Raw genomic sequence first — 22,911 nt, forward strand, 5'->3', positions numbered from 1 at the left:
GGTACGTTACCTCTGCCCTACGAAAAACTCAGAATCGTTCCGTATTGACGCCGTATTGCCTAGTCGGATTTTTGCGAGGGTTTTGAGATTCAATCAGAAGCCGTCGTCCATTGTTCGGGCGGCGGTTTTTTGTTGGTGATATGGAATTTGGGGCTGCTCCGTAGCCCAGCGGTAGCAAGCTCCCTCGCCACAGGTTGGTGTCAGGGCGCAGGTGGGTGGCAGGTTTGATGGCCGGGTTGATTTTGGGAATCGCGAGCAAGCTCGCTTCCACAGGGGGTTTATGGCGTGTTGAAACTTTGGGTGCAGCCCGCCGCGTCCTTCGGTATTAATACACTTCCTCTCACGGACCCGAGCCCCGATGAAATTTGACACCGCCTACTGCCTCAGCCTCGATGCCAAGCTTTCGATCTATGACGTTCGAGATCTGAATTTCGACGAGACCATGGCATTCGATTCGGCCAAGGAGCGTTTTCAGTGCCCCAACGATGCCTGTCGGGCGGCGTTTGATGAGGAGAACCGGCTGACGACGTTCAACGCCAAGAACGTCAACTACATCCGCACGCCACATTTCAAGAATCAGCCAACGACCCAGCATATCGAGGGCTGTCCTTATGTCAGTCCGAAAACGCAGGGGTTGGGTGCGGAGGGTGTTGAGGCGGAAACGGATGACGACCGTGAAGAGCATTTTCCGTCGGAGCTGTTGCTGACTCGGCGTCAGTACGTGCGTAAGCCGTCCGAACTGTCAAAGGATGTTGAAGCGACTCGGCCTACGCCCCCCTCCGTCTCGTCCCACGGTGATAACACTCATTCCGCCCAGGACTCGACACCGGACAAGACCAGTGTCTTCGCCCACCCGGTGGAATGTTTCGTCTCGAATTTCGATAACAAGGACCTGCTCAAGCGCATGCCATTGAAGATTGGCGAGCACACGGCGCCCTATGGGTCGTTCTTCAAGAAGATCGAGTACCTGCTGGACAACAAGGGGTTGATTTACTGGGGCAAGATCAAGGAGATCAAGGATTACACCCAGAGCTTTCGCATCGATTTCGAAGCAAAGGTCTGGTTCAAACAGCCGGACGAGGAGAAGAAAAAGCCATACTCGGTCAACGTTTACCTGAGCAAGAAGCTGATCGACAACTACCGCAAGCGCAAAGCGTTTCTGGAAGAGATCAGGCACGCCGTCGACAGTGAGCGGGATTTGTATTGCTTCTTTTATGGCGTGACGCCGGAGTTGAAACAGGTGCCGAGCAAGAAGAACCCCGAGCAGACGTTCGGGGTGTTCAGTGCCAATATTGAGAATCTGGATCACTTCATTATTCGAGAGGCGCCAGGATTGACTGATCAGTAGTTACCCTACCCCTGCCACATCCCAACCATCACCAACATCAACAGCCCCACATACACTCGCGCATGCAGGCGATCCGGTATCCGCCCGATCCATGGCGTTGCCAAGCGAATGCCCAGTAGCGCGCCAAGCGTGAGTGCAACAAAGGCCAGTAGGTCGACATAACCGATAAACCACGGGCCGAAGTCTATATCGGTGAAACCGGCCAAGGCCATGTAGGTAACAGTACCGGCCAGGGCAACGGGCAAGCTCAGCGGGTTAGCCATGGATGTGGCCTGGGACATGCTCAGGCCACAACGGCGCAGCAGCGGCACGGTCATGACGCTGCCGCCAACCCCCAGGACCGTGGCGATGATTCCGATGGTGGTGCCGCCCAACGCGCTCTCCATCGTCGCCAAAGGGCGTGGGACGGCATCGCGGGAGTGTGTCAGAAAACCTCGCCGCAGCAGGCAATCCAGAATGGTCAGGCCCAGGTAGGCAATGAAAGCGTAGCGAATAATCTCGCCGCTGAGCCAAGTGGCGGCCGCTGCGCCGAGGATCGCCCCCAGGGCAATGAAGCCGCCGAACGGCCACAAATAATGACGAATCAACTGACCGGCTCGGTGATGTTTTCCTGTGGCGACCAGGGCGTTGACGATCATGACGCAGGTGGAGGTGGCGACGGCGATGTGCATCGCCGACTCACCGATGACATCACCGGCGTGATGAGCCGTCAGCATGCGATACATCAAGGGCACCACGACAAAACCGCCGCCGAACCCGAACAGCACGGCTGTCACGCCACTCAGGCAGCCGAAGCATGCGAGCAATACATAGGACATTGAGGTGAATCCGTGAAATGGGGGGCGCCCACGATAGGTAAGCGACGCCTGGCCTGCTGTAGCAAACAAGCCAATAATGTTCGCGTTTACGCCAGCCACGAGTGGCCCTTCGATGCGCAACACTTCGATCGATTTATTGGATGCAACCCCCAGGGCGGTCGTCGCCATTGGCACCGATTACTCCCACGGACATTTGCTGCCGTTGCACCGCCATCGTCGGGCGCAGTTACTCTATGGCGCCACCGGTGTGATGCAGGTGAGCACGGCGGACGGCAATTGGGTGGTGCCGCCGCAACGGGCGGTGTGGATTCCGCCCGGGGTTGCCCACGAAGTGCTGATGCTGGGCGTCAGCACTCGCAGTTTGTACATCGAACCGGCAGCGGTGACGGCCATGGACACCCGCTGCCAGGTGATCAATGTGTCGCCCTTGATGCGCCAGTTGCTGATGGAAGCCGTGGAGCTTGCGCCGGACTACGATGAGGTTGGGCGCGATGGGGCGCTGATCGACTTGCTACTGCACGAACTGCTGCGCAGCAACCATCTGCCGCTGCACCTTCCACTGCCCCAAGACCCACGCCTGCTCGGCCTGTGCCAGGCATTTCTGAAACACCCAGACGCCCACGCCTCGCCCGGGCAATGGGCGACGCAGTTACATATCAGTTTGCGGTCGTTCAACCGCCTGTTCAGCCAGCAAACCGGGGTAAGTTTCAGCCAATGGCGGCAACAGGCGTGTGTGATGTCGGCATTGTCTCGATTGGCCGTAGGCGATTCGGTAACCCGCATTGCCCTTGATCTGGGCTACGACAGCCCCGCCGCATTCTCCACCATGTTCCGCCGGATACTGGGTCACGCGCCGAGTGCCTGGTTGGAAAAGACCGCTGGTCATTGATCAAAAAAATGAGATTGATCCGGATTCAAAACAACTGTACAAAAACACAGTATTTTTTGAATCCACAGCTTTGGAGAATCCCATGGCCTCTCTCGCAATCAAAACCACCCTGCAACGCATCGCTGTCTATCAATTCACCCCAGCCCACAGCGCGCAGGCCCGAGCCATGCTGGGCTGGAGTGTCGAGGAGCTGTCGCGGCAGTCCGGCGTTTCGGTCCAAGCCATCCGGCGCTTCGAAGCCGGGGGTGAGCTGCTCGACGTGACCCGCCTGGCGTTGGCCTTTCGGCTGGAAGCCGAAGGCCTGGTGTTCTTCCCTGGGTTCGCCCCGGGGCGAGGCATGAACATCAAGGGCGCCACGCCGGATCCGATGGAGCGCCCAGACTACGCAATGATCGAATGATCGATGCGTCTGGAGTCAGGCCATGTCGGGCTGGTCCTGATAAGCCGAGGGCTCCACGTCCAGCCACCAGGCCCGGCCACGTTGTGGCTGAGTCAGGGTGAATGCTTCGCCCATTTGCGGCGTGGCGATGCTGACGTTGCGCTCCCAGGCCAGGGCCAGGATACGATCGAAGGGTTCATACCAGGCATGCATCGCCAGGTCGAATGTGCCGTTGTGGATCGGCAGCAACCAGCGGCCCTTGAGGTCGATATGAGCCTGTAGGGTTTGTTCCGGCTGCATGTGGACATGCGGCCAGTCGACGTTATAGGCACCGGTTTCCATCAGCGTCAGGTCAAAGGGGCCGTATTGCTCGCCGATGCGTTTGAAACCATCGAAATAACCGGTGTCGCCGCTGAAGAAAATCCGGGTGTCGGCGTCGATCATCACCCACGAGGCCCATAACGTACCGTTGCTGTCGAACAGGCCGCGACCGGAAAAATGCTGGGATGGCGTGGCAATGAACTCGATACCCTCCACTTCGGTGCCTTGCCACCAGTCCAACTGACGGACCTTGCTGGCGTCGATGCCCCATTTGATCAGGGTGTCGCCCACGCCCAAGGGAGCCAGGAAGTGGCGAGTCTTGGCAGCCAGTTTGAGAATGGCCTGATGGTCGAGGTGATCGTAATGATCATGGGAAAGGATCACTGCTTCGATCGGTGGCAGTTCTTCCAGGCTGATGGGTGGCTGATGAAAACGCTTGGGACCGACCCATTGCACGGGTGAGGCGCGTTCGGAGAAAACCGGGTCGGTCAGCCAGAACTTGTCCCGCAGCTTGAGCAGCACGGTGGAATGGCCGAGGCGCCAGACACTGTTGTTCGGCGCGGCCAGCAGGGCGTCACGCGTCAGCGGTTGAACCTCGATGGCGCCGGTAGGCCGGGTAGCGCGCGGCTTGTGGAAGGTCATGTTCCAGATGATGCGCAGGGTCGTGCCAAACCCTTGCCGCGGAGTGAAAGCGTGATTGCGATACTTGCCCTGTTCCTGCCGGGATGAAGGCTGGGCGGACGGGTTGTCGGTGGGAAAAGAGGGGATGGTCATGGTGCGATAACTCCAAGGGCGTCGTCGGAACTCCGATTCGCCGTTGTGGGACGCTGGATGGCCGTTGCATGCACGCTCAGCCGTTTGACGCACAAACTACACCACTCGGTGTAGTTTCTAGATTGCATGAATCCCGGGAGCAAGTAAACTGCCGAGTGTAAATTCCCTCCTCAACCGACGAATGCCCCATGACCGTACCGCAGCGCCTTACCGAGCGAAAACGCGAAGCCATCCTTCAGGCCGCGATTGCTGAATTTCGTAGCAGCGGGTTCGAGATCACCAGCATGGACAAGATCGCGGCGACCGCTGGCGTATCGAAACGCACGGTGTACAACCACTTCCCCAGCAAGGAAGAACTGTTTGCCGAGATTCTGAATCGGTTATGGAACAGCATTACCGCAGAACAGGACATGCCTTACAGCTCGCAGAAGCCTCTACGGGAGCAGCTTCGGACATTGCTGCAAGCAAAATTGCACATGCTCGCGGACGATAACTTCCTCGACCTGGCGCGCATCGCCATCGCCGCCACGATTCATTCTCCCGAGCGGGCCCAGGACATGGTCGCGCGCATGGGCCAACGCGAAGAAGGCTTGACCGCCTGGATTCGTCTGGCACTGGCCGATGGTCGATTGAAACCCGTGGAACCGGCATTTGCCGCCCAGCAAATGCATGGGCTGCTCAAGGCATTCGCCTTCTGGCCACAAATATCCATGGGGCAACCGAGCCTGAACCAGGATGAACAGACGCGGGTGATCGAGTCAGCCCTGGACATGTTTCTGGCCCGCTACCAGGCCTGAGCGTCAGTTCACTGCGGATAGGGCTACTAAAGCGAAGGCTTACTGACAAATTTCTGGTGCATTTCGGTGGTCAGGCTGTCGATACGCTCAGTCAATGCCTTGGTCATTTCCGTCAGGCGGGTGTTCTGCTCCAACAACTCGAGCAACTGCGCGGTGTTCTGCGCGGCCTGGGCCTGACGTTCACTGTTAGCAATCGCCAGGGCTTCACGATGTTGAGCGTCGGCTTCCGCCTGGGCTTTATCCCGAGCAGCCTGTCGGGTTTGCGCCAGCAGGATCAGTGGGGCGGCATAGGCCGACTGCAGGCTGAACGCCAGATTCAACAAAATGAACGGGTAGGCATCGAAATGAAAGACCCCCATCAGGTTCAGGCTGATCCATAGCAGCACGATCAGGGTTTGCGCACCGAGGAACATCGGCGTCCCGAAAAAGCGCGCGAACGCCTCCGCGCGCAGCGCAAAGCGGTCATTGCCAAAGGTCGGCGCCAGATGAGCGTGAGGGCGATGAAAACGCAAGTGGTCAACTGGAGCTGCGGTAGAAGGTTGCGAGGGTTTCGTCATCGTGATGATCTCCGCCTGGGGCTAGGGCTTAAGGCACTATAACCGCTGGGGGGCATCCTCCATTGATGCCATACGCACCCTGCTCGTTAAAAGTCAGCGCCACCGTAGATTACGCCCCAACTCGTCGAACAAGGTCACCACCGAACGCAAGGCTCGGCAGTCCGGGCGGGTCAGGAGCCACAGGGCCGTGTCATATCCCTCCAACGGTTCGCCAAGAGGCATCAGGCCCTGGCTTTCATCGATCAGAAAGTCCGGCAGCGCCGCGACCCCCAAACCGGCCCGCACCAACTCGGTGACCGAAAGCATGCTGTTGCAGCGATAAGCAGGCACCACGCCGGGTAAATATTGCCGACGCCAGGCCACGGTGGGGTGATCCGGGAGGAAATCGTCCGGCGCGATCCAGGTCATGACCGCCAGATCATTCGGGTTCACCGAGCGCAGATAGGTGGCGCCGGCACATACCCGGTAAGCCACATTGCCCAGGTTTCGACCGACCAGATGTTCCGGCGGCGTACGGGTCAAGCGCAATGCAATGTCGGCATCACGGCGGCTCAGGTTGGCGAAGTCATTCGAGGTGCTCAGTTCAAGAGTCAGTGCCGGGTAGGCGGGCATGAACCGCGCCAGCGCAGGCAGCAGCAATGCTTGCAGGACCGAATCGGTGCATGTCAGTCGTACCGTGCCGCTGACGACCTCACCGCCCTGCTCCACACCGATCCGCGCCGCATCCAAAGCCTGCTCGGCGCGCTCGGCCTGCTCAGCCAATGCCTGGGCCAGGCTCGTAGGCAGATACCCGGAACGGCTTTTTTCGAATAAGGGTTGGCCCAAGGCCGCCTCAAGTCGGCGTACCGCGCGAAATACCGTGGACACGTCCACATGCAGCAGTCGCGCGGCTCGGGCCAACGAGCCGCCACGGACCAACGCCAGGATCAGGGACAGATCGGGGTAGTCCAGACGATAGTGCGTCGATGCATTGAACACTTGGGTAAACGCCAATATTGATTGCGTGAACGCCAATCTATAGTGGCCACCAGGAATCAACAAGCGGCGAATCTCTCATGGAAAACCAGCGTCCTTTACACATCGCTTTGGTCGGCGACTATGACCCCCAGATAACGGCTCATCGGGCAATCCTTATCGCCCTTGAGCTCATCACCAGACAAACCGGCCAAGACATTCACTTCCAATGGTTGGCAACCGACTCCATCGCTGACAACAGCGTTCTAAATGACTTCAACGGCGTCTGGTGCGTGCCCGGCAGTCCTTACCGAAGTGAAGACGGCGCCATGCAAGCGATTCGTTTTGCCCGCGAACAGCGTCGCCCTTTCCTCGGCACCTGCGGTGGTTTTCAGCATGCCGTGCTGGAATACGCTCGCCATGTGATGGGTTGGGCCGATGCCGCCCATGGCGAAACCGCTCCCGAGGCTGAACGGGCGCTGCTGACACCGCTGAGCTGTGCCCTGGTCGAAACCATCGATAGCCTTCAGCTCGAAGCGGGCTCCTTGATCGCCAAGGCCTATGATCGCCAGACGGTTTTCGAGGGCTATCACTGCCGCTTCGGGGTCAATCCGGATTTTGAAAAAGACTTGCTGAGCCAGCGCCTGCACGCCGTTGCCCGGGATTCGGCCGGCGACTTGCGGGCCGTGGAATTGCGTGACCATCCATTCTTTGTCGCGACGCTATTTCAGCCGGAACGCGCTGCGCTGGAGGGTCGTGTGCCGCCGTTGGTTGCTGCGTTTGTGGAGGCCTGCGCGAGGACAAGGCCATGAGTGCACACTACTACGCGGTGATTTTCACCTCCCTGCGCACCGAGGGAGACCAAGGCTACGCTGAAGCCGCAGAACGCATGCTGGCCCTTGCGCGAGAGCAGCCGGGGTTCCTCGGCGTCGAGTCGGCCCGTGGCGAAGATGGCTTAGGCATCACCGTGTCCTACTGGAGCAGCGAAGCGGCGATCCTGGCCTGGAAACAACACCCCGAACATAGCGCAATCCGGGAGCGCGGCCGTTCAACCTGGTATGCCCATTGCCACACGCGTGTGTGCAAGGTTGAACGCGATTATGCGTTCCGACGACAAACCTGATGCCAGGATACAAAACCTGATGTGTGTGCGGGCTTACTCGCGAAAGCGGTGGGTCAGCTTGCAGCGATGTTGAATGTGTCGACGTCTTCGCGGGCAAGCCTTGCTCCCACACTGAATCTCGGGTGTTCACAGATCCTGCCTTCACCACAATCCCCTGTGGGAGCTGAGCTTGCTCGCGATAGCGGTGGGTCAGCTTGCATCAATACTGAATGTTCCGCCGCCATCTCGGGCAAGCCTTGCTCCCACAGTGTCTTTGTTCAACTCGAGATCGGGGTTCAGCCTGTCACCAACTGCCGCACCGCCATGATCTCCGGCAGGTCGCTGCGCGCCATGTACACCCGCAAAGGTTCGCTGAGGTTGATCCGGTCGTCGATGTGCTGGTCCAGCAGTAACTGGATCCGCTCGCGTTTGAGGGCCATGGTGCCGTCCGCCACGGGGGCCCAGACAAATTCGCAGGTGGGGATGATGCCGTCGTCGGCCACGTCCATGCCGAAGGCGTCTTCGCTGAAACGTACGATGTATTGGCCGGTCTTGCGGTTCAGGCCGACAAAACCCTTGAGCTGGTCGGCGGCCTGGCAGATGAATGTCGAAGTGGTGCGCATGGTAAACCTCACGGATGCGTCTCGCAGGACGTCTGATCGATGGTTTACACACAAGGCAAGTGAACGATGGTTTCAGGTTTCCCTCTGCCGGGGAAACTGGTGCGGCTAAGGGTACTGCAAAGCATCCCGAAAATGCGTGGGAAAAATCTGCTTTGCACATATTTATGTCGGTATAGCGATAGCGCCGCTGGCGTTCAGTTGTTAAAAGATAGGTCTTTGCAAAACCTACGAAAGGATCTCGAGCATGCCTGTCACCTTCACCCGCAGTGCGTTGATGCTGAGCCTGTTGCTCGGCCTCGGTCAGACACAGGCCTCCGAGGCCCCGACTCCCAAGGCCTTGGCGGCCCTTCAGGGGATCCCCCACCCGGCAGTGATCGCCCACCGCGGCGCCTCGTTCGACGCGCCGGAATCGACCGCGGCAGCCTACAAACTGGCCCGCGACCTGGGCGCCGACTACTTGGAACTGGACCTGCAACGCAGCAAGGACGGCGTGTTGTTCGTCCTGCATGACGACAGTCTGCTGCGCACCACGGATGTCGCCAGCAAGTTTCCCGAGCGCAAGGACAGCACCGCCAACCAATTCACCATGGCGGAACTCAAAACCCTCGACGCCGGCAGTTGGTTCAACGCGGCCTATCCAGACCGCGCCCGCCCTTCGTTCGTGGGCCTGAAAATCCTGACTCTGGATGAAGTGATCAATATCGCCGAGGGCAACACGCAGCAAAAACCCGGGCTGTACATCGAAACCAAGGAGCCGAAACTGTTCCCTGGCATCGAGCGCGACCTGAAGGATAAATTGCAGGACCGCGGCTGGCTGAGCCCGTCCGGCTCAAAACTGGCCAAGCGCGCCACCGGAGTGGGCCAGGGCAAGGGCAAGGTGGTCTTGCAGACCTTTGAAAGGAGCAGCCTCGAACTGCTGCACAAAGAGATGCCGAAAGTGCCGAAGATCCTGCTGCTGTGGGTGGGCGAAGGCAACATCGAGCCCAAGTCCAAGGTGCCGTTCGCCGAGTCCGGCGAAACCGACAAAGCGGCCTATTACGCCAAACAGGAACCCAAGGACCGGGCGGAGTTCGAAAAATGGGTGCAGTACGCCAAGACCCTGGGCGCCATCGGCACCGGACCGTCTGCAGCGTTGACCCAGGGTGGCAGCCAGAGTTACTCGAACCTGGTGCAGCCGTGGATGAACCAGTACACCCATGATCAGGGTCTGTTGGTGCATGTCTACACCGTGGACGATGCGGTGGACTTCAAGAAAGTCATGGAGGCCGGCGTCGACGGCATCTTTACCAACCGCGCCAGTGAACTGCTCAAATACTTCAAGCGCCCCGAGACTGGCAACGTCGCGCAGTTGCTGGAAAAGAACGGTTACTGAACCCAAACACGCCCATAGGGGTAAAGACTTTGCCCCATGGGCCCTATTCGGCACTTCAGAAGTTTTTTCGAATTAAGGGTGAATTAAGTTGCCAGAGATAATCTGGCCCCACTTAAACGACTCACCCCTTAATGACACCAAGGAAAGAACTTATGAAAACTTTGACTGCCCTGTTTACCGCCGCTGCCCTGACCCTCAGCGCTGGCCTGGCCCAGGCGGATGTGCGAGTTGACCAGATCCCACAACTTGTCAAGGAAGGCAAGATCAAGTCGCTTGAATCGATGAACGAAGAAGCCCTGAAGTTGCACCCGGGCGCGAGCATCACCGACACCGACCTGGACAACCACTTCGACGGTTATGAATATGAAGTGGAACTGAAAACCGCTGACGGCAAAGAGTTCGACGTGGACTTCGATGCCACGACCGGCAAAGTACTGAGCAACAAGCAAGACACTTGATCCATCGGCAAAAAAGAGCCGCGTAACCCTAAGGTTGCGCGGCTTTTTTGCATCTATCAACAACTACGCTAACTGCTGTCAGGCACTCAACCGCGCCGTCACTTCATTCAACTGCCCAGACAAGCCGTGCAGGTTACGACTGGCGGCTTCGGTGCGCTGCACGTTGTCCAGGTTGGTGCTGGCGATACAGGTGATCTCAGTCAAATTGCGCGAAATGTCTTCGGCCACGGAGGTCTGCTCTTCGGCGGCGGTGGCGATCTGACGATTCATGTCGCGGATCGCTTCGACAGCCTGGGTGATGCGTTCGAGCATCGCACCGGCCTGGGTCACCTGTTCCACACTTTCTTCGCTGCGCGACTGCCCGCTTTCGATGGCCTGGGCCGCGTCCACCGCACCGGTTTGTACGGTCTGGATGATCTGGTTGATCTCGATGATGGATGAAGCCGTGCGCTGGGCCAGGCTGCGCACTTCATCGGCGACCACCGCGAAACCGCGCCCCGCCTCACCGGCCCGAGCCGCTTCGATGGCTGCGTTGAGGGCCAGCAGGTTGGTCTGCTCGGCGATCCCGCGGATCACCTCCAGCACCTTGCCGATGCGCCCACTGTCGGTTTCCAACTGACGAATGACCGTGGCGGTGTTGGCGATCTCTCCGCGCATGCGGGTGATGGTGTGGATGGTCCCTTGCATAACCTTCTCGCCCTGTTGCGCCGATTGATCAGCGTCATCGGCCGCCCGTGCTGCGTCGGCGGCATGACGGGCGACTTCCTGGGCCGTGGCGGACATTTCGTTCATCGCCGTCGCCACCTGATCGGTGCGTTCGAATTGCTCGCTGGTGCCCTGGCTCATCAGGCTGGCGATGGCATTGAGCTCACCGCTGGCACTGTCCAGTTCCGTGGCACTGCGTTGCAGCCGGGTAAAGGTTTCAGCCAGGAAATCACGCAGTGTGTTGGCCGCTACCGCCAGATTGCCCAACTCGTCCTGACGGTTACTCGTCACACGCTCAGCGAAACGCCCATGACTCAGTCGGGTCACGTATTCGATCAGGTTACGGATCGGCTGAACCAGGTTGCGATTGACCAGCCACAGGCTGAACAACCCGATCAGCAGGCCCGACACCAGCATGACCACAGTGCCCAACATAATCGTGCGGTCAGCGCCGACACTGATTAACGTCGATTGCTCGGTGGCCAGTTTGCGCAACTCCACCACCAGCGCACTCATCTGCTCACTGGCCGCACGGTCCACACCTTTGACCGCCGCATCGCCCGCCGCTGCGTCGCCACCGGCCGCCACAAATGCATCGCGGCCCTTTTGGTACGCCGCGCCCAATTGACGGTGTTCGTCTCGCAAGGCCTCGATACGCGTCTTGATCGGCGCCGGCACACCCTCACGCCCGATCAATTCACCCAGAATGCCCTGGACATCACGCTGGCGCTCCTCGAACTGCTTCCAGTATTTATCCAGATCCGCCGGCTGCTTGCCGCGCAGCAGGACGTTTTTCCATTCCTGCACCTGCACCTTGAATTGCAGGTTGGCCTCATCGATCAACTGCGAGGCACGCAATGGGCCGTCGATCAGGTTGCGATAATTCTGGATGCCATCGGAAAGAAAATGAAAAGACGCCAGGGCGATCAGCAGCATCGCCAGTAGGCTGCCGCTCAGCAGGGTGAGAATCTGGGCTCTCAGGGATTTTTGTAGAAACATAGAGGGGATCTCTTGAGAAGAAAAAATAATCGAACCCACGGAACGACGTGTCCCAACCTCCATGTTCGTGCCGCAACCGAATGCGGTGGATATGTACACACCATCGGCCTGCCAGGGGCGTTCTTGAGCCTTCCCGACCATCGGTAGCCAGCAGGAGTGGTCGGTTGTCGGACCTCACAAAAACGATGCGACAACCAAAGCGCGGCGATCTGCGCCATCCATCATCGATGGACATTGCAACTCCCGGTAACTGCCGGTTTGGCGGTGCTGCACAACTGTCACAAAAGCATCAAGAAAGCTTGCGATGATGCCCTCCAAGTGAACCTGTAGCCGCCACAGGCACTTCCCGCCAGCGAGACTTCATGAACCACAGCATCGATCAAAGCCACCGCGATCCGGATCTGTTCGGCCTGCTGTACGGGTTTCGTTTCCGTCCCGGCGAGCGTGGGCAGGAGATTGATTCGGCTCAGGCCTTACGGAGCCTGCAACACCCGCAAGAGGCCGATGAGTTCCTCTGGCTGCACCTGAACCTGGCGCATGCCGCGTGCGAGCGCTGGATGAAAAGCCATCTGACCTTGCCAGATGAGTTTTTCGAAGCCCTGCACGAAGGCTCGCGCTCGACCCGCATCGAGCACGTGGACTCGGCGCTGCTGGCGGTGGTGAACGATGTCGTGTTCAACCTCAGCAACCTGGTGTCTTCGGACGTCTCCACATTGTGGGTGTGCGTGCACAGTCGCTTGATTGTCAGCGCGCGACTGCAACCGTTGCACTCGGTCGATAAGCTGCGCTCGTCGGTCAAGGCCGGCGAGCGCTTTCGCTCGCCGCTGGAGCTACTCGTACACCTGCTGCGCGACCAAGGCGAAGTGCTGACCCAGATCGTGCGCAAGACCAGCCTTAGCGTCGACCAGATCGAAGATCAGTTGCTGTCCTCACGACTGTCCACCAACCGCGCCGAGTTGGGCAGCCAACGTCGGATACTCGTGCGCCTGCAACGCCTGCTGGCCCTGGAGCCGGGTTCGTTGCTGCGTCTGCTCAACCGCCCGCCACAATGGTTGCAGAAGGAAGACGTCAAGGAGCTGCGTAAATCTACCGAGGAGTTCGCCCTGATCATCAACGACCTCACCGCGCTGGGCGAACGGATCAAGCTGTTGCAGGAAGAAATCGCCGCCAACCTCAACGAACAAAGCAACCGCACCCTGTTCACCCTGACGGTGGTCACCGTGTTGGCGTTGCCCATCAACATCATTGCCGGCTTCTTTGGCATGAACGTCGGAGGCGTGCCGCTTGCCGGCGATCCCGAAGGCTTCTGGATCCTGGTGGCGCTGGTGGCAACCTTCACCCTGATTGCCGGCCGATGGGCATTTCGCAAGCGCCGCGACTATTGAGTCACAGCATTGAGCATGACCTGTCCAGACAACCCCTTTTGTCGGCACAGCGGGATTTAAAAGTCTTTTTGTCATTTCTCCTGGGGTATCCTGCCCAGGCTTTTTAAAAGCGCGGATCTACCAGATCTATCAACAGACTTTGCGAGGAGCGCGATATGCACGAGATCCCTAATCTCCCCTTCCCAAGCCTGCACGACACTGAGCAGACGACCACGCTACAAGCCGGGGGGCAACCAGACGCCCAGCAACCCGAGCCCAAGGAAGCCACTGAACGCCGCCAGGCCGACAGCGAAGACTGATTCACCCGCACCACCAGACCGTGTGGAAAGCGCTAATATGCGCTTTCCACACTGCCTGAATCCCGAGCCCCCGCACCATGACCGATGACACCCCGACCTTCAGCGAAGCCCAGGCCAGCGTACTGATCGGCACCGCCGAGAAAATGGTCGAGATCTGGACACGCCTTTCTCCTGAGAAACAAGCCGCCCTGCTGGCTCGTTTCGGCACCGAAGAAAACGCCCTTGCGGCACTCGTCACCACGCACCTGGTCGGCGGGCAAAACGACCGCTGAGCAACCATTGGACAAATAGTTTTACTTTTCCACGCGCTGCCGCCACGGTCGCCGTTATCATAAGCAGCCTATCTATCCTGCTGCTCCGTGGACCTTTACCCCATGTCAGATTCCCAGCGCCCCCTGGCGGTCACGCTGCAAGTCGTTTCCATCGTCCTGTTCACGTTCATTGGTTACCTGAATATCGGTATTCCCCTGGCCGTGCTGCCTGGCTATGTCCATGGCGAGTTGGGTTTCGGCGCGGTGATCGCCGGGCTGGTGATCAGCGTTCAGTACCTGGCCACCTTGCTCAGCCGTCCTTATGCGAGCCGGATCATTGACAATCTGGGCAGCAAACGCGCGGTCATGTTCGGCCTCGCCGGCTGCGGGCTGAGTGGTGTGTTCATGCTGGTGTCTGCCTGGACGCCACACCTGCCCATACTCAGCCTGATCAGCCTGTTGATCGGGCGCCTGGTGCTGGGCAGCGCGGAAAGCCTGGTGGGCTCCGGTTCGATTGGTTGGGGCATCGGCCGGGTCGGCGCGGCCAATACCGCCAAGGTGATTTCCTGGAACGGGATCGCCAGTTATGGCGCGCTGGCGATTGGTGCGCCGTTGGGGGTCTGGCTGGTCAATCACCTGGGGCTGTGGAGCATGGGCGTCAGCATTATCTTGCTGGGTTTGTTGGGGTTGGCACTGGCCTGGCGCAAGACCGCTGCGCCCATCGTCGCTGGCGAGCGCCTGCCGTTCATGCACGTGCTGGGGCGCGTCTTGCCGCACGGCTGTGGCCTGGCCCTGGGCTCCATCGGGTTTGGCACCATCGCTACGTTCATCACCCTGTATTACGCAACACAGCATTGGGACAACGCGGTGCTGTGCCTGAGTCTGTTCGGCGCCAGCTTCATCGGCGCGCGTTTGCTGTTCGGCAACCTGATCAACCGCCTGGGCGGCTTCCGCGTAGCGATCGTCTGCCTCTCGGTGGAAACCTTCGGCCTGTTGCTGCTGTGGCTCGCACCGGATGCCCATTGGGCCCTGGCGGGTGCGGCGTTGAGCGGTTTCGGCTTTTCCCTGGTGTTCCCGGCGCTCGGCGTGGAAGCGGTCAACCTGGTACCGGCCTCCAGCCGTGGGGCGGCGGTGGGTGCTTACTCGCTGTTCATCGACTTGTCGCTGGGGATCACCGGCCCACTGGCTGGTGCAGTTGCGGCAGGCTTTGGCTTTGCTTCGATCTTTTTGTTCGCCGCACTGGCAGCCCTGGCCGGGTTGTCGCTGAGTGTCTACCTGTACCGGCAGGCACCGGGGTCTCGCCAAGGGCGGGAGAAAAACTAGAAGTCCACCTTACCGCGACCGGCCTTGATCGAGCCGCGCTTGGTCTTGGATTCCAGGCGACGTTTTTTCGAGCCCAGGGTCGGTTTGGTCGGGCGGCGCTTCTTTTCGACCTTGGTGGCGCTGAGGATCAGTTCGCTCAGGCGCTCCAGGGCATCGGCCCGGTTCTGTTCCTGCGTGCGATATTGCTGGGCCTTGATGATCAGCACGCCGTCGCTGGTAATGCGACTGTCGCGCAAGGCCAGCAAGCGCTCCTTGTAGAACTCGGGCAAGGACGAGGCCGGAATGTCGAAGCGCAAGTGCACGGCGCTGGACACCTTATTGACGTTCTGCCCCCCGGCGCCTTGGGCGCGGATGGCCGTCAACTCGATCTCGGCGTCCGGGATGTGCACAGTGTTGGAAATCGCCAGCATGGAAAACGTCCGGGTTCAGGCCCCACAGGATACCCCGAATCCCCCAGCCAACGATCAACCTTGTGGGAGCGAGCTTGCTCGCGATTGCAGCGTGTCAGTCACCATTGATGCTGCTGACCCAACGCCATCGCGAGCAAGCTCGCTCCCACAGGGTTTCGTGCTTACTTGGCAGCCGCTGCCACGGCCATTTCATGCCGGGCACTGCGCTTGTTCTTGATCACGTAGCACACCCACATGAACACCACCCACACCGGAATCGCATAGACCGAGATCTGGATGCCGGGGATCAACAACATCACGCCCAGAATGAACACCACGAACGCCAGGCAGACGTAGTTGCCGTACGGGTACCACAGCGCCTTGAACAGCGGCGTCTGGCGGGTCTGGTTCATGTGCTGGCGGAACTTGAAGTGCGAGTAGCTGATCATCGCCCAGTTGATCACCAGGGTCGCGACCACCAGGGACATCAGCAACTCCAGCGCATGCTGCGGGATCAGGTAGTTCAGCAACACCGCCACCAGCGTGACCGCAGCCGAGGCGAGGATCGAACGCACCGGCACGCCACGCTTGTCAATCTTCGCCAAAGCCTTGGGCGCATCGCCCTGCTCGGCCATGCCCAGCAACATGCGGCTGTTGCAGTAAGTGCCGCTGTTGTACACCGACAGCGCAGCGGTCAACACCACGAAGTTGAGGATGTGCGCCGCCGTGTTGCTGCCCAGCATCGAGAACACCTGCACGAACGGGCTGCCGCTGTAGGCATCGCCGGAGGCGTTGAGGGTGGTCAGCAGGCTGTCCCAAGGGGTCAGGGACAACAGCACCACCAGGGCACCGATGTAGAAAATCAGGATCCGGTAAATCACCTGGTTGATAGCCTTGGGGATCACGGTTTTCGGTTTGTCCGCCTCAGCCGCGGTGAAGCCAAGCATCTCCAGGCCACCGAAGGAGAACATGATGATCGCCATGGCCATCACCAGCCCGCTCACGCCGTTGGGGAAGAATCCACCGTGGGCCCACAGGTTGGTCACCGACGCTTGTGGGCCGCCGTGACCGCTGACCAGCAAGTAGCTGCCCAGGGCAATCATGCCGACAATCGCCACGACCTTGATGATCGCGAACCAGAATTCGGCCTCGCCGAAGACTTTGACGTTGGCCAGGTTGATCGCGTTGATCAGCACAAAAAACGCGGCAGCCGAGGCCCAGGTTGGAATGTCCGGCGCCCAGTAGTGGATGTACTTGCCCACCGCCGTCAGCTCGGACATGCCCACCAGGATGTAGAGAATCCAGCAGTTCCAGCCCGACAGGAACCCGGCGAAACCGCCCCAGTATTTGTGGGCAAAGTGACTGAAGGAACCGGCCACCGGCTCTTCGACGATCATTTCGCCCAACTGGCGCATGATCATGAAGGCGATGAAACCGCAAATAGCGTAGCCGAGGATCATCGACGGGCCAGCTGACTTCAGCACCCCCGCCGAACCAAGGAACAGGCCGGTGCCGATCGCGCCGCCGAGGGCGATCAGTTGAATGTGGCGATTTTTCAGGCCGCGTTTCAGCTCGCCTGAATGCGAGTTTTGTCCACTCATGAAAAGGGTCTCACGCAAGGTTTGATGATGTTCGTTAGACGTTGCCGCTCAAATCGGATTTCAAGCAGCGCCGATCAAACCCCAGCGCAGGCACCAGGAATTCAGCGTTTTAACAACGGTCATGCGTCACCTGTTTGTTTTTATCTGTGACGAAATCGAACCCGACACGCTTGTGACGTGGCGGAGTGAACAAGGCGGATAACCTTGAAAGTGCGTGGGTACGCGAAGGGTCACAGTAAAACGCGGCGCATTGTACACCGCCGACCCCCTGCTGCCAGACACCACCAGATCAGCGTGTCATTTGCCGGGATTGCACGTGGCCGCCTCGAAGGTCTCGGGCGACTGCAAAAATGCGTCCAGGCCCTTGCGAGCCCTCGATGGGTGTGGCGCGAAAAACGCCACGACGGGAGAAATGGAATCGAGCTACGGCGTTCATTGCGCCTCCTTCTTGTTATGCACCTGCACGACAGGCATGGGACGCATCTCACCCTTCCCGCAGACTTGAAACAAGCGGGTCAGAGCCCTGGAAAACCCACCAGCACAGGCCCTGCGGAAGTTTTTTCTTACAGCCTTTGAAAACACCGTTCCCGGCCATCCCCACGGGCGCCAATCGTCAGTATTTCTTTACAACCTGTAACGCATCATTTCCACGTAGGAATTTCCGTAACCCGACTGCAAATTGACGGTAGGTAGCTACCTAATAAAAAAACTCTTCAGCCGGCTGTTTTTGAATGAGTAATTTCTTCGCCGAAAATGGAATAAAAAATTCAAAAGAAAAAAATAAAATTATTTTTTGCATTCCAAAAAACCCTGGACTAGGTTTCAGCGACTTGCCCACGCATCGTGCCGGCAAGTTTTGCGGTGGCGCTTGCGGTCAGTTTTCACTCAGCCCATCGCTCCGCACTTTCCGTAAAAGTCATCTAGGAGATTCACTATGCAAGCACTGGACAAAGACTTGGAAACCGAACTGCAACTGGACGAATGGTTTGAAGCACCGACCCATGAGGCCGCCGTTGAAATGATGCAAGCCGACGCCGTCGTTCCGTTCGGCACGGCGATGTGGCCGCTCTAAGCACTACCCGGCGGTGCTGATCCGGCCGGTCAGCTCCGCCACTGTCGCGGATGTGTCAGGGAAGCCAACTACATTTGTCAGGGGAAGAAAAAGCATGGACACACAACGAGCCATCTCACATTTCCTTTACTACCTCGAACACCATCCCGCCCTGGCCGGCATCCAGCCCGCCAAGGTGTTGCTCGGCCATACCGCCGACTACGAAGCACTGACCGGTGCCATCGCCGAACAGGCCGGCAGTGGCTCGCCCTTCCGGTTCAGCGCCATGCGCCTGGACCTTGAACCCACCGAGCGCCTGTCCAAAGCCATTGCCGACAGCGATCTGTATATTTTCTTCTACGACTCCTCCACCCTGCCCAACCCGCGCCCCGAAGGCCCGGACTTTGTCCGCGCGCTGCAAGGCGTGATGGCCGACAACTGGAAGAAATCGCTACTGTTCAAGGACTACGGCGATTATTTCTACGACACCTTCAGCGTCATTCCCCAGCGCATCGCCGGGCTCAACAGCCACCTGATCCGGCGCATGTCCCAGGCGACAACCTTGAGCTTCCAGGATGACCTGGGGTCGTATTTCGACACGCCCCTGCACAGCGTCAAAAAATGGACCGACATCAACGGCCTCGGCAACTATGACTTGGCCCCCGGCGAAATCGCCACCCACAGCGACACCATCAATGGCCGGGTGAGTTTCCTCGGCACATTCCTGAGCACCATCCCGTTTGCGCGCAAATACGGCGTGCTGCAATCGCCGCTGGAGCTGTGGATTGAAGACTCCACCATCCAGAAAATCGCCACCGACGTGCCAGGCCTGGAGCACGACTTCAACAAGTACCTGGACGCCAACCCATCCAACCGCCGCATCGAGGAACTGGGGATCGGCACCAACGAAGGGGTCAAGAGCCTGTACGCCCGCAATGCCGGTTTCGAGGAGCGCCATTGCGGCCTGCACCTGGGGCTCGGTGGCGGGGCCAAGGGTAGCCATCATCTGGATCTGATTTTTGAGCGGGGGATGTTGGCGCTCGATAATGAGCCGATGTTTGATGGGCGGTTTGTGCTTTAGGTTGGGATTTCTGTAAGGCTGATGCCGCCATCGCGAGCAAGCTCGCTCCCACAGTTGAGCTTCAGCGAATGGAAGATCTGCGACCGACACCGTCCCAGTGTAGGAGCGAGCTTGCTCGCGATGGCGGACTATCTGTACCGCATCACTAAACCAAGCTAAAAAAAAACGCCAACCACAAGGGGTTGGCGTTTTTTCTTGCAGCTAGAAACTCACAGCTGCCTCACTCCGGCTTGCGACGCCCAAACCCCGGACGCTGCCCGGAACCTGCCGGTGCCCCACGGCGCTTGCCCGATGGCGTGTCGCGGTCGACCAGGACGATGCCCGGGCGCTTTTTCGGTGCGGGCTTGGCCGGGCGCTTGGTGTCGGCCGGGCGATCAGCCACTGGCGTGCCACGGCCTGCAGGAGCACCGCGACCTTCACTGCGTTCAGTGCGGCCATTGGCCGGGCGTGGCGTGCGCGGGCCGCGCTCGCCATCCTGGCGTGGTGCTGGCTTGCGGGCCGGGCGCTCGCCTTCGATCTGTGGCTCGCGCGAAGGACGTGGGCCGGTCGGCGCACCGTCAGCAGCCGGACGCAGGGTACGCACGCGCTCGGTCTTGCCCATCGGACGCGAGGATTTACGCTGCATCCGCTCCAGTTTGTCCTTGCTCTTGGCGGTCATCTGCGGCATCGCCACCGGCTTGAGGCCTACTTCGGCCGCCAGGATGTCGACTTCATACTGGCTCATTTCGCGCCAGCGGCCCATCGGCAGGTCGGAGTTGAGGAACACCGGGCCGAAACGCACGCGCTTCAGGCGGCTGACCACCAGCCCCTGGGATTCCCACAGGCGACGCACTTCACGGTTACGGCCTTCCATCACCACGCAGTGGTACCAATGGTTGAAGCCTTCACCGCCGGGCGCCTGCTTGATGTCGGTGAAACGCGCCGGGCCGTCTTCCAGCACGACGCCAGCCTTCAGGCGCTCGATCATTTCGTCATCGACTTCACCACGTACGCGCACGGCGTATTCGCGGTCCATCTCGTAGGACGGGTGCATCAAACGGTTGGCCAGCTCACCGTCGGTGGTGAACATCAGCAGACCGGTGGTGTTGATGTCCAGGCGACCGATGTTGATCCAGCGGCCTTCTTTCGGACGTGGCATTTTATCGAACACGGTCGGACGGCCTTCCGGGTCGTCACGGGTGCAGATCTCGCCGTCGGGTTTGTTGTACATGATCACGCGGCGCACCGTTTCGGCGGCCTCTTCGCGCTTGATCACCTTGCCATCGATGGTGATGGCGTCGTGCATGTCGACACGCAGGCCCAAGGTGGCATCTTTGCCGTTGACCTTGATCCGGCCCTGGGTGATCCAGGCTTCCACGTCGCGGCGCGAGCCTACGCCGATACGGGCGAGGACTTTTTGCAGTTTCTCGCCTGCTGGGCCGATTTCCTGGCTGTCGTTCTGGTCTAGGTCTTTCATTCTGGGCACCTCCCGGTGTGGTCGGGTCAGGCCAGGCCTGACACTTTGAAAACGGGTCTTCGACGAAGGGATCGCCAAAGGGTCGCGAATCATACGCCTGTTGTGGCGTTTGCGCATCAGAGACTAGTTGATCAACCCACGCTCAGCGGTTTTTCCGCCGACCGGTGATGCACTGTATTCATGTGGGAGCGAGCTTGCTCGCGATAGCGGTGCTCCGGTCGCGGAGCCACAGAGGTGTGTTCCAAAAAACGAGATCAATCGTCGAACTGACGCCGTTCGTTTTCAATCGCTTCAGCCAAGGCCCGGGCTTCGGCTTCTTCATCGCTCAGCTCAGGCTCGGGTTCACGCGGTTCGAGGGCGGCGACGGCGGCCAGGAGTTTTTCCCGAGCCTCGGCAACGCCAAGAATGTCTTCTTCAGGCTCGGGTTCAGGCTCGGTCTGAAGCTCAACTTCACCGTCGGGCGGCGAGAGTTCATCCGGCTCGCCTTCAGGACCGGGGCCTTCACGCAGCAGGTCGTCGAAATCGGTCTTTAGGCCCTCCTCCATGGTGTCCAGCTCCAACAACAACGTGTGGAAACTGGTCTCCTCCTTGGGCTCCTCCGGCTCGGCGCTGGCGTCGGCCAGTTCCTGCAGGCCCTGGGGCACCGGGGCGTCGTCGAAGTCCAGCATCGGCTCGGGTTCAAGCTCCCGCAGTTCAGCCAGGGGCGGCAGGTCGTCCAGATTCTTCAAGTTGAAGTGATCGAGAAAAGCCTTGGTGGTGGCGAACATCGCCGGCTTGCCCGGCACATCGCGATAGCCGACGACCCGGATCCACTCACGCTCCAGCAACGTCTTGACGATATGGCTGTTGACCGCCACGCCCCGTACATCCTCGATCTCGCCCCGGGTGATCGGTTGGCGATAAGCGATCAACGCCATGGTTTCGAGCATGGCGCGGGAATAGCGTTGCGGCCGTTCCTCCCACAGACGCCCGACCCAGGGCGCGAACTTCTCGCGAATCTGCAGGCGATAACCGGAAGCCACTTCCTTGAGCTCGAAAGCCCGCCCCTCACAGGATTTACCCAGCAGTGTCAGGGCTTTCTTGAACACGGCCGGCTCAGGCCGCTCGCCTTCTTCGAAGAGTTCGAACAGCCGCTCCATCGATTGCGGCTTTCCCGAGGCCAACAGGAAAGCTTCAAGCAAGGGGGCCAGCTCGCGGGGTTCAGTCAGATTCATTGATTTGCTCGTTATTCGGCTCGTGCCCGCACGTGGATCGCTGCGAACGGCTCATTCTGCACCAGCTCGACCAAGGATTCCTTGACCAATTCCAGGACCGCCATAAACGTCACCACCACACCCAGCCGCCCTTCCTCGGCGGTGAACAGCTCGACGAACGGCACAAAGCCGCCGCCCTTGAGCCGCTCCAGCACATCGCTCATGCGTTCGCGGGTGGACAGCGCTTCGCGGCTGACCTGGTGACTTTCAAACATATCGCCGCGGCGCAGGACCTCGGCCATGGACATCAGCAACTCTTCCAGGCTGACATCCGGCAGCAACTTGCGCGCCCGCGCTTCGGGGGCATCGAGCTTGGGCACCACCACATCGCGCCCGACCCGGTTCAAGCCATCGAGGCCTTCGGCCGCGACCTTGAAGCGCTCGTATTCCTGCAAGCGGCGGATCAGCTCGGCCCGCGGGTCGTCTTCTTCCGCTTCGACCTCGGCCGAGCGCGGCAGCAGCATCCGTGACTTGATCTCGGCGAGCATGGCCGCCATCACCAGGTATTCAGCCGCCAGCTCCAGGCGCACCGACTGCATCAGCTCCACATAGCCCATGTACTGGCGGGTGATTTCCGCCACGGGGATGTCGAGGATGTTGATGTTCTGTTTGCGGATCAGGTACAGCAGCAGATCGAGCGGGCCCTCGAAGGCTTCGAGAAACACTTCCAGCGCGTCCGGCGGAATGTACAAGTCCAGGGGCATTTCCATGACCGCCTGGCCATAA

At 59.7% G+C, this 22,911-nt stretch carries 25 protein-coding genes; 14 read left to right on the forward strand and 11 right to left on the reverse strand.

Annotated features, from left to right (window positions below; genetic code table 11):
• The first annotated feature begins 358 nt into the window (after nt 1-358).
• A complete protein-coding gene (locus EPZ47_RS22920; protein ID WP_135846816.1) occupies nt 359-1,348 on the forward strand; it encodes a hypothetical protein in 990 nt (329 codons plus the stop codon).
• A gap of 5 nt (nt 1,349-1,353) precedes the next feature.
• Here the strand turns inward: EPZ47_RS22920 and EPZ47_RS22925 are convergent, their stop codons facing one another.
• Nucleotides 1,354-2,166 (reverse strand): sulfite exporter TauE/SafE family protein, encoded by an 813-nt coding sequence (locus tag EPZ47_RS22925; protein WP_135846817.1) that lies wholly within the window; start codon nt 2,164-2,166, stop codon nt 1,354-1,356.
• A gap of 112 nt (nt 2,167-2,278) precedes the next feature.
• On the opposite strand from EPZ47_RS22925, the gene EPZ47_RS22930 reads away from it, so the two are divergent.
• Both EPZ47_RS22930 and EPZ47_RS22935 read left to right on the forward strand, forming a co-directional pair.
• Nucleotides 2,279-3,055 (forward strand): AraC family transcriptional regulator, encoded by a 777-nt coding sequence (locus EPZ47_RS22930; RefSeq protein WP_135846818.1) that lies wholly within the window; start codon nt 2,279-2,281, stop codon nt 3,053-3,055.
• Nucleotides 3,056-3,137: 82 nt separating this feature from the next.
• Nucleotides 3,138-3,455, forward strand: a complete 318-nt coding sequence (locus EPZ47_RS22935) for a helix-turn-helix domain-containing protein (RefSeq protein ID WP_063324696.1) — start codon at nt 3,138-3,140, stop codon at nt 3,453-3,455.
• A gap of 15 nt (nt 3,456-3,470) precedes the next feature.
• On the opposite strand, the gene EPZ47_RS22940 is transcribed toward EPZ47_RS22935, so the two are convergent.
• Nucleotides 3,471-4,529 carry an MBL fold metallo-hydrolase gene (locus EPZ47_RS22940; RefSeq protein ID WP_135846819.1) on the reverse strand — a complete coding sequence of 353 codons (1,059 nt, stop codon included), beginning with the start codon at nt 4,527-4,529 and terminating at the stop codon, nt 3,471-3,473.
• A gap of 188 nt (nt 4,530-4,717) precedes the next feature.
• Between EPZ47_RS22940 and EPZ47_RS22945 the strand changes: the two genes are divergently transcribed.
• Nucleotides 4,718-5,326 carry a TetR/AcrR family transcriptional regulator gene (locus EPZ47_RS22945; RefSeq protein WP_135846820.1) on the forward strand — a complete coding sequence of 203 codons (609 nt, stop codon included), beginning with the start codon at nt 4,718-4,720 and terminating at the stop codon, nt 5,324-5,326.
• 26 nt (nt 5,327-5,352) lie between these two features.
• On the opposite strand, the gene EPZ47_RS22950 is transcribed toward EPZ47_RS22945, so the two are convergent.
• Complete coding sequence (locus EPZ47_RS22950; protein WP_135846821.1) at nt 5,353-5,883, reverse strand: DUF1003 domain-containing protein; 531 nt, start codon at nt 5,881-5,883, stop codon at nt 5,353-5,355.
• A gap of 93 nt (nt 5,884-5,976) precedes the next feature.
• Nucleotides 5,977-6,924 carry a LysR family transcriptional regulator gene (locus tag EPZ47_RS22955; protein WP_135846822.1) on the reverse strand — a complete coding sequence of 316 codons (948 nt, stop codon included), beginning with the start codon at nt 6,922-6,924 and terminating at the stop codon, nt 5,977-5,979.
• 14 nt (nt 6,925-6,938) lie between these two features.
• Here EPZ47_RS22955 and EPZ47_RS22960 point away from each other — a divergent pair, with 14 nt between their 5' ends.
• Both EPZ47_RS22960 and EPZ47_RS22965 read left to right on the forward strand, forming a co-directional pair.
• Nucleotides 6,939-7,649, forward strand: coding sequence for a CTP synthase C-terminal region-related (seleno)protein (locus tag EPZ47_RS22960; protein ID WP_135846823.1), 711 nt, complete (start codon nt 6,939-6,941; stop codon nt 7,647-7,649).
• The gene (locus EPZ47_RS22965) at nt 7,646-7,960 is read left to right on the forward strand and encodes an antibiotic biosynthesis monooxygenase family protein (RefSeq protein ID WP_135846824.1); all 315 of its coding nucleotides are present in this window, start codon (nt 7,646-7,648) and stop codon (nt 7,958-7,960) included. Before EPZ47_RS22960 ends, EPZ47_RS22965 begins: the two co-directional genes overlap by 4 nt.
• Nucleotides 7,961-8,235: 275 nt before the next feature.
• Here EPZ47_RS22965 and EPZ47_RS22970 read toward each other — a convergent pair whose 3' ends face one another.
• Entirely contained in the window at nt 8,236-8,562 is a 327-nt protein-coding gene (locus tag EPZ47_RS22970; protein ID WP_135846825.1) for a DUF2025 family protein, read from the reverse strand.
• A gap of 244 nt (nt 8,563-8,806) precedes the next feature.
• On the opposite strand from EPZ47_RS22970, the gene EPZ47_RS22975 reads away from it, so the two are divergent.
• On the forward strand, nt 8,807-9,934 hold the full coding sequence (locus EPZ47_RS22975) for a glycerophosphodiester phosphodiesterase (RefSeq protein WP_135846826.1): 1,128 nt from the start codon (nt 8,807-8,809) through the stop codon (nt 9,932-9,934).
• Between the two features lie 152 nt (nt 9,935-10,086).
• Nucleotides 10,087-10,392: a PepSY domain-containing protein gene (locus tag EPZ47_RS22980; RefSeq protein WP_135846827.1), complete on the forward strand. Its 306-nt coding sequence runs from the start codon at nt 10,087-10,089 to the stop codon at nt 10,390-10,392.
• A 78-nt stretch (nt 10,393-10,470) separates the two neighbouring features.
• Here EPZ47_RS22980 and EPZ47_RS22985 read toward each other — a convergent pair whose 3' ends face one another.
• Nucleotides 10,471-12,096, reverse strand: coding sequence for a methyl-accepting chemotaxis protein (locus tag EPZ47_RS22985; RefSeq protein WP_135846828.1), 1,626 nt, complete (start codon nt 12,094-12,096; stop codon nt 10,471-10,473).
• Between the two features lie 362 nt (nt 12,097-12,458).
• Here EPZ47_RS22985 and EPZ47_RS22990 point away from each other — a divergent pair, with 362 nt between their 5' ends.
• From EPZ47_RS22990 to EPZ47_RS23000, 4 genes are all read left to right on the forward strand, one after another.
• Nucleotides 12,459-13,481 (forward strand): transporter, encoded by a 1,023-nt coding sequence (locus tag EPZ47_RS22990; protein WP_135846829.1) that lies wholly within the window; start codon nt 12,459-12,461, stop codon nt 13,479-13,481.
• Between the two features lie 155 nt (nt 13,482-13,636).
• Nucleotides 13,637-13,780, forward strand: a complete 144-nt coding sequence (locus tag EPZ47_RS30255) for a hypothetical protein (protein WP_162893862.1) — start codon at nt 13,637-13,639, stop codon at nt 13,778-13,780.
• A 77-nt stretch (nt 13,781-13,857) separates the two neighbouring features.
• The gene (locus EPZ47_RS22995; protein ID WP_135846830.1) at nt 13,858-14,052 is read left to right on the forward strand and encodes a hypothetical protein; all 195 of its coding nucleotides are present in this window, start codon (nt 13,858-13,860) and stop codon (nt 14,050-14,052) included.
• Nucleotides 14,053-14,154: 102 nt separating this feature from the next.
• Nucleotides 14,155-15,354 carry an MFS transporter gene (locus tag EPZ47_RS23000; RefSeq protein WP_135846831.1) on the forward strand — a complete coding sequence of 400 codons (1,200 nt, stop codon included), beginning with the start codon at nt 14,155-14,157 and terminating at the stop codon, nt 15,352-15,354.
• Here EPZ47_RS23000 and arfB read toward each other — a convergent pair.
• Nucleotides 15,351-15,764, reverse strand: coding sequence for an alternative ribosome rescue aminoacyl-tRNA hydrolase ArfB (gene arfB / locus EPZ47_RS23005; RefSeq protein ID WP_060740976.1), 414 nt, complete (start codon nt 15,762-15,764; stop codon nt 15,351-15,353). The two genes, EPZ47_RS23000 and arfB, sit on opposite strands and share 4 nt — an antisense overlap.
• Before the next feature lie 161 nt (nt 15,765-15,925).
• Nucleotides 15,926-17,344 (reverse strand): amino acid permease, encoded by a 1,419-nt coding sequence (locus EPZ47_RS23010; RefSeq protein WP_135846832.1) that lies wholly within the window; start codon nt 17,342-17,344, stop codon nt 15,926-15,928.
• Between the two features lie 934 nt (nt 17,345-18,278).
• On the opposite strand from EPZ47_RS23010, the gene EPZ47_RS30260 reads away from it, so the two are divergent.
• Together EPZ47_RS30260 and EPZ47_RS23015 are read left to right on the forward strand one after the other, a co-directional pair.
• A complete protein-coding gene (locus tag EPZ47_RS30260; RefSeq protein ID WP_003178782.1) occupies nt 18,279-18,416 on the forward strand; it encodes a hypothetical protein in 138 nt (45 codons plus the stop codon).
• Nucleotides 18,417-18,510: 94 nt separating this feature from the next.
• Complete coding sequence (locus tag EPZ47_RS23015; RefSeq protein ID WP_135846833.1) at nt 18,511-19,476, forward strand: M29 family metallopeptidase; 966 nt, start codon at nt 18,511-18,513, stop codon at nt 19,474-19,476.
• Nucleotides 19,477-19,696: 220 nt separating this feature from the next.
• On the opposite strand, the gene rluB is transcribed toward EPZ47_RS23015, so the two are convergent.
• The 3 genes from rluB to EPZ47_RS23030 form a co-directional block, all read right to left on the reverse strand.
• On the reverse strand, nt 19,697-20,932 hold the full coding sequence (rluB, locus tag EPZ47_RS23020; protein WP_135846834.1) for a 23S rRNA pseudouridine(2605) synthase RluB: 1,236 nt from the start codon (nt 20,930-20,932) through the stop codon (nt 19,697-19,699).
• 254 nt (nt 20,933-21,186) lie between these two features.
• Nucleotides 21,187-22,146, reverse strand: coding sequence for an SMC-Scp complex subunit ScpB (gene scpB / locus EPZ47_RS23025; protein ID WP_135846835.1), 960 nt, complete (start codon nt 22,144-22,146; stop codon nt 21,187-21,189).
• Nucleotides 22,147-22,157: 11 nt separating this feature from the next.
• A complete protein-coding gene (locus tag EPZ47_RS23030; RefSeq protein WP_165826070.1) occupies nt 22,158-22,856 on the reverse strand; it encodes a segregation and condensation protein A in 699 nt (232 codons plus the stop codon).
• Between the last annotated feature and the right edge of the window lie 55 nt (nt 22,857-22,911).

It is taken from the genome of Pseudomonas viciae (assembly GCF_004786035.1).
Lineage (GTDB): Bacteria > Pseudomonadota > Gammaproteobacteria > Pseudomonadales > Pseudomonadaceae > Aquipseudomonas > Aquipseudomonas viciae.

Bases quoted from the DNA above. Each gene is read 5' to 3' on its own strand.
- EPZ47_RS30260 (WP_003178782.1), top strand. From the start codon at position 18,279: ATGCAAGCACTGGACAAAGACTTGGAAACCGAACTGCAACTGGACGAA.
- EPZ47_RS22985 (WP_135846828.1), bottom strand. From the start codon at position 12,096: ATGTTTCTACAAAAATCCCTGAGAGCCCAGATTCTCACCCTGCTGAGC.
- EPZ47_RS30255 (WP_162893862.1), top strand. From the start codon at position 13,637: ATGCACGAGATCCCTAATCTCCCCTTCCCAAGCCTGCACGACACTGAG.
- EPZ47_RS22925 (WP_135846817.1), bottom strand. From the start codon at position 2,166: ATGTCCTATGTATTGCTCGCATGCTTCGGCTGCCTGAGTGGCGTGACA.
- EPZ47_RS22995 (WP_135846830.1), top strand. From the start codon at position 13,858: ATGACCGATGACACCCCGACCTTCAGCGAAGCCCAGGCCAGCGTACTG.
- EPZ47_RS22950 (WP_135846821.1), bottom strand. From the start codon at position 5,883: ATGACGAAACCCTCGCAACCTTCTACCGCAGCTCCAGTTGACCACTTG.
- EPZ47_RS22920 (WP_135846816.1), top strand. From the start codon at position 359: ATGAAATTTGACACCGCCTACTGCCTCAGCCTCGATGCCAAGCTTTCG.
- EPZ47_RS22975 (WP_135846826.1), top strand. From the start codon at position 8,807: ATGCCTGTCACCTTCACCCGCAGTGCGTTGATGCTGAGCCTGTTGCTC.
- rluB (WP_135846834.1), bottom strand. From the start codon at position 20,932: ATGAAAGACCTAGACCAGAACGACAGCCAGGAAATCGGCCCAGCAGGC.
- EPZ47_RS22935 (WP_063324696.1), top strand. From the start codon at position 3,138: ATGGCCTCTCTCGCAATCAAAACCACCCTGCAACGCATCGCTGTCTAT.
- scpB (WP_135846835.1), bottom strand. From the start codon at position 22,146: ATGAATCTGACTGAACCCCGCGAGCTGGCCCCCTTGCTTGAAGCTTTC.
- EPZ47_RS22980 (WP_135846827.1), top strand. From the start codon at position 10,087: ATGAAAACTTTGACTGCCCTGTTTACCGCCGCTGCCCTGACCCTCAGC.
- EPZ47_RS22930 (WP_135846818.1), top strand. From the start codon at position 2,279: ATGCGCAACACTTCGATCGATTTATTGGATGCAACCCCCAGGGCGGTC.
- EPZ47_RS22940 (WP_135846819.1), bottom strand. From the start codon at position 4,529: ATGACCATCCCCTCTTTTCCCACCGACAACCCGTCCGCCCAGCCTTCA.
- EPZ47_RS22945 (WP_135846820.1), top strand. From the start codon at position 4,718: ATGACCGTACCGCAGCGCCTTACCGAGCGAAAACGCGAAGCCATCCTT.
- EPZ47_RS22965 (WP_135846824.1), top strand. From the start codon at position 7,646: ATGAGTGCACACTACTACGCGGTGATTTTCACCTCCCTGCGCACCGAG.
- EPZ47_RS23000 (WP_135846831.1), top strand. From the start codon at position 14,155: ATGTCAGATTCCCAGCGCCCCCTGGCGGTCACGCTGCAAGTCGTTTCC.
- EPZ47_RS22990 (WP_135846829.1), top strand. From the start codon at position 12,459: ATGAACCACAGCATCGATCAAAGCCACCGCGATCCGGATCTGTTCGGC.
- EPZ47_RS22970 (WP_135846825.1), bottom strand. From the start codon at position 8,562: ATGCGCACCACTTCGACATTCATCTGCCAGGCCGCCGACCAGCTCAAG.
- EPZ47_RS23010 (WP_135846832.1), bottom strand. From the start codon at position 17,344: ATGAGTGGACAAAACTCGCATTCAGGCGAGCTGAAACGCGGCCTGAAA.
- arfB (WP_060740976.1), bottom strand. From the start codon at position 15,764: ATGCTGGCGATTTCCAACACTGTGCACATCCCGGACGCCGAGATCGAG.
- EPZ47_RS23015 (WP_135846833.1), top strand. From the start codon at position 18,511: ATGGACACACAACGAGCCATCTCACATTTCCTTTACTACCTCGAACAC.
- EPZ47_RS22960 (WP_135846823.1), top strand. From the start codon at position 6,939: ATGGAAAACCAGCGTCCTTTACACATCGCTTTGGTCGGCGACTATGAC.